Source organism: Streptococcus porcorum (assembly GCF_053203725.1).
This window is the reverse complement of record NZ_JBRUDG010000057.1, coordinates 1-4,200: the sequence shown is the minus strand read 5'-3', so window position 1 is coordinate 4,200 and position 4,200 is coordinate 1. Positions and strand designations below refer to the sequence as shown.

At 38.1% G+C, this 4,200-nt stretch carries 4 protein-coding genes; 1 reads left to right on the top strand and 3 read right to left on the bottom strand.

The annotated features are described in order from the left end of the window. The first annotated feature begins 432 nt into the window (after positions 1 to 432). A complete protein-coding gene (locus ACVRWY_RS09320) occupies positions 433 to 594 on the top strand; it encodes a hypothetical protein (protein ID WP_259772275.1) in 162 nt (53 codons plus the stop codon). Between the two features lie 62 nt (positions 595 to 656). Here the strand turns inward: ACVRWY_RS09320 and ACVRWY_RS09315 are convergent, their stop codons facing one another. The 3 genes from ACVRWY_RS09315 to mobV all read right to left on the bottom strand — a co-directional run bounded on the left by ACVRWY_RS09315 (position 657) and on the right by mobV (position 3,950). Next, on the bottom strand, positions 657 to 1,289 hold the full coding sequence (locus tag ACVRWY_RS09315) for a replication protein (RefSeq protein WP_010889904.1): 633 nt from the start codon (positions 1,287 to 1,289) through the stop codon (positions 657 to 659). Positions 1,290 to 1,349: 60 nt separating this feature from the next. Beyond that, the gene (copA, locus tag ACVRWY_RS09310) at positions 1,350 to 1,487 is read right to left on the bottom strand and encodes a plasmid copy number transcriptional regulator CopA (RefSeq protein ID WP_010889903.1); all 138 of its coding nucleotides are present in this window, start codon (positions 1,485 to 1,487) and stop codon (positions 1,350 to 1,352) included. 978 nt (positions 1,488 to 2,465) lie between these two features. Further along, positions 2,466 to 3,950 (bottom strand): MobV family relaxase, encoded by a 1,485-nt coding sequence (gene mobV / locus ACVRWY_RS09305; protein ID WP_354369903.1) that lies wholly within the window; start codon positions 3,948 to 3,950, stop codon positions 2,466 to 2,468. Positions 3,951 to 4,200: the final 250 nt, after the last annotated feature.

Sequence of the window (4,200 nt, the reverse complement as noted above, 5' to 3'; positions counted from 1 at the left end):
ATAACAAAAAAGCCCTCGAACCGCAAGGACATTTTTGTTATATTGGGCGACCTTGATAAGTCGCCCAAAGTCATTTTTCCAAAATGACTAGTCGGACCATTTCGCTATTGTCCGACAAAAAGTTGACCCTTTTAGATTAACTAAAAGCTCTATCAGCAACAAAAAACCACCCTACAAAAAAAAGAGTACCAATTTCCCTATTAGATGTTTAACTATAAAAATTCAAGATTTCTGTATATCTTTTAATTATACCATGAAAACGCTTTAAATAATAGACTTGTTTTTATTTTAATTCATGCTACATTCAGACATGGAAAAAGATTATTTGAGAGTTAGAAAGGCTAAAAACAAAAAAACGGAAACTATAAATACTCGATAAATAATCTAAAATCGCAAGTACATCTAGATTAAAACCGTATAGGAGGTGAACACATGAAATTTTTAAAAAGATATTTACTTAACTTAATCCCACTTTTAGTTATCTCCTTCCTCATAAGCTTCCTAACACATGGACAATTCAAATGGTGGATTACCATAGCTATTGCTACAGGCTATAGCCTTATTGACTATATTCTGAACAATAAAAAAGAGTAATGCTATGTTAGCATTACTCTTTTCATTCTTTACTTTCTGTAGTTTTCACAAAGATCAACTTTTTATCTCTCTTCGTTCTTTGTTCCACGCTTACTACGTTGATAAGCTCCGTCAAACAACAATTTCATAAAACCAGTTTTCCCTGCAATAACTTCGTTAACCAAATTTATAGTCAACCCATAAGTTTCTCCATTTTCGTCAATGAAATCATACAAATCAAAAATATTTTGGAGAGTGTACGCACGAATAAGCGATACAACCACATTGAAAAGTTCGGTCTTTTCCTCGACATCTAACGTCACATAACGGTCAATATCAAAATTATTGATTAGCTTTATATCAGCCTTATCATAAACATGTTTCTTCTTAGCAATAGCGTCCTTGCTCTCGTGCGTTAAATACAAATACATATTTTCGACATTGAGAACAACCTGCACCATTGCAAGACTTTTTTCACCAAGCAATAATTTAATCTTTTTACGTACACTATCTGCAGTAACTGGATTTTTAGCTATATAAAGCACATGATAATGAGCTTTCTTATATTTTTGTCCTTTGATACTACTCTTATCCTTATCATGCAATGGACTAATTGCCATCGGCACTCCAAGCGTTTCAAGTTTCAGCTCCCAGTCGCTTGGAATTGATTCAGGATAAAGTAAAAAAGTGAAGTATCTTGCTTTTTCTTTAGCCATAAAGTATAATATACCCAAGAAATGTTTGACTTTAGCCAGTGCCTGCCAGCACGGCTTTTTTTATTTTTCTTGACCTTTCTTGTAATTTTCCAAGGCAACAGAAATCATTGCAGATTTTGATAACCCCATCTCTCTTGCCATTTTTTCAAGATTTTCAAGTACCGATTCACTTAATGTTATCGTCAATCTTTTTTTCATGCGTCACCTCTCAAAATTTTATAAAACTATAGTAGCATAACCGTGCACTCAATGCAATCTTTTTCGTATTTTTCCCAAAAAATCTCTAAAAAGTCGCCGAAAAGTCGCCGAAAAGTCGCCGAGATTTGACGAGCCTCAAACCCTTGCAGCTCTAAGGCTAAAGGCGTTTTTTTTTTGATTTTGGCACTCGGCACTATAGGGGGGGTCGTAGTAGCCCCCCCATATTTTAGATTTTTTCGCAGAAAAAATCCCCCACAACATCTCCCTAAAAAAACAAAAAAGACCCCAAAGGGTCATCTCATTCAAAAGTATCAGGGGTCTTTACAGCCCGAAGCTGAAGGCAGTCCCACACCCGACACTCAAACGCGCCCTTTGAGCTATCCGTTTCCAGTCGCCCTACGTAAATGAGATTCACACCACCGACCGTATCGCTGAGGTGCCTCAAAAGCATTATAGCATTATTTTGACAGAATTTCTCGCCCCATGATATAATATACTTGACGCTAAAAGTTCGAGGAACTAAAAGCACAACGCAAAAGAAAGACAGTAGGTGCAACTACTGTCTTTCTTTTTTGTTCTAAAAGAACTCAAGCTATTTTTGGTCGCCTTTGTCTTTGATACGCTGAATTAGCCAATCAGCGACTACTTCTGCAGCAACGCCAACCACAAAAGGGACAAAGACAAGCTCGAGGAATGTCTTCACAACGCTCACCTCCAGTCTAAGTTCGCATTACCTGACGGAAGAACTGGCGACACTTAAATTATAGCAAAAAAGTCAAAAGGCGAATAGAGTACCATAGGGTATCATCCACTCAAGACTTTTGACGCTTTTTATTCCATGGTCTATTTGACAACAAGTAACCAGTGACTGCCGTCCTTTGTCCGTGTCCGTCCGAAACGCTAAAGCCTTTCGGCTCGGCACGTCCTAGCGTACTCTGTCACTGCTTATTGTCAAATAGCTTTCACGGCATAAATCGCTCAGAACAAGCTCTTTTCAATAGCCTTTTTAATTATATTCACGATTGGCTTAATCGCCTTAAGTTCTGATAACAAATTCTTAAAGGCTTTATCAGGCATTAACTCTCTTAATTTCCCTAGCATCTTGTCATTTTGCTGACGTAAAATTGAATTTTCGTTTTTTAGTCGCTTTATTTCGCTTTTAAGACGGTCTATACTCTCACCTTTAGCTTTTTCCTTAGCTCGCTCTAAACTAGCTGTAAAATCGTTTTTAGAGGCTCTCAGAGATACTTGACGTTTTGCTTGCTCCAGTTCAATATCTTTGTGGTGCAATAGAGTTCTACTACGATAAACTTCTGCCTTCAACCCTTCAAATTGTTCAGGACTTAACTCATAATGCTCTTTTCCTAGAAAATTCTTCTTAGGCTTTAGTTCTCGCAACTCACTCTCGTTCAACGCTTTCGCTTCGAGTTTTGTCGCCTTTTGTTTTTCCAATTGTAGATTATCACTCTCTAAACACTCTATTTTCGCTTCTAAGCTCTTCGAATGATTTTCTAGGGTATTTATATATCCCTCGGCTTTAGATAGCTCTGAGAGCCTCTCAGAGGCCTCAGAATCGATTTTAATATATTCCTTGGTCTTTTTATCAAGCAACTCTTCTAAATGGCTTAAATCGTCTTCTAGGGGCTTTTTAGACGATTCTAGTTTTTTCAGCTCTTCTTGGTACTGTTTTCTTAACCAGTCCATTTTTTCTTGGTTAGTTGTTTCACGTATCGGAGATTGAACTTCAAACATATCAGCAAACTCTTTTTCATGCCAAAAAGCTTCCGTGTCATTGTTCAACTCGCCTGTTCTCTCATCAACAAAAAGCGGTGCATGATATTTTTCAAGAAGTTCCTCTTTGAGTTCCATATCAGCCATTGCCCTCTTGAATTCAGCTACAGTCTTATGCTTAGCTTCACTATTCAGCTTGCCACGTTCCAACTCAAAACCGTGGTCGCTCATGTATCTAGGCAAGTCCTCTTGGATATGTTTTAGCTCCTCACGGTCAAACATTGCTTTTGATGACAATTTACCGTTCTCAAAAGGTACTACTCCCATGTGCATGTGAGGGGTGCTTTCATCCAAGTGAACACTCGCATAAGCAATATTTGACTCGCCATAGTTCTCTGCAAAATAATTTTTAGCCGTTTCAAAAAACGTTCTCGTCTGTTCCTCATCCAACTTTTCAAAAAAATCTTTATCAGATGTGATAATCCACTCATCACATAGAACTACATCTTTTCGGATTGCTCGATTAGAAACCTTATTTTCGTTCACATAGTCTTTAATCTGCTTTTCATACGACACCGAGCGGTCACGATCCGTCAACTCGTAGTTGAGGTGTGACCTGCTCGGGTTTATATCTTTATTTGAGTGCGTCTCAAAAACACGTTCATTATGCTTAAAAGCTCCTCCCAAATTGCCAGCTTTCATCTTCTGCATTCTCGCCACTACAAATGACATATAAACACTCCTAACTTCGGTACAGCTTCCAAGTAAAGTATAACGCACTATACTTTACTTCGTAAAAGTGCGCTCTCCGAGGGGTCTTGCAGACAGCTGACTCGCCACAAAAAAGGTGGCGAGATAACAAAAAAGCCCTCGAACCGCAAGGACATTTTTGTTATATTGGGCGACCTTGATAAGTCGCCCAAAGTCATTTTTCCAAAATGACTAGTCGGACCATTTCGCTATTGTCCGACAAAAAGTTGAC

Excerpts from the sequence above, each read along its gene's own strand:
- copA (WP_010889903.1), bottom strand. The coding sequence starts at position 1,487 with ATGAAAAAAAGATTGACGATAACATTAAGTGAATCGGTACTTGAAAAT.
- ACVRWY_RS09315 (WP_010889904.1), bottom strand. The coding sequence starts at position 1,289 with ATGGCTAAAGAAAAAGCAAGATACTTCACTTTTTTACTTTATCCTGAA.
- mobV (WP_354369903.1), bottom strand. The coding sequence starts at position 3,950 with ATGTCATTTGTAGTGGCGAGAATGCAGAAGATGAAAGCTGGCAATTTG.
- ACVRWY_RS09320 (WP_259772275.1), top strand. The coding sequence starts at position 433 with ATGAAATTTTTAAAAAGATATTTACTTAACTTAATCCCACTTTTAGTT.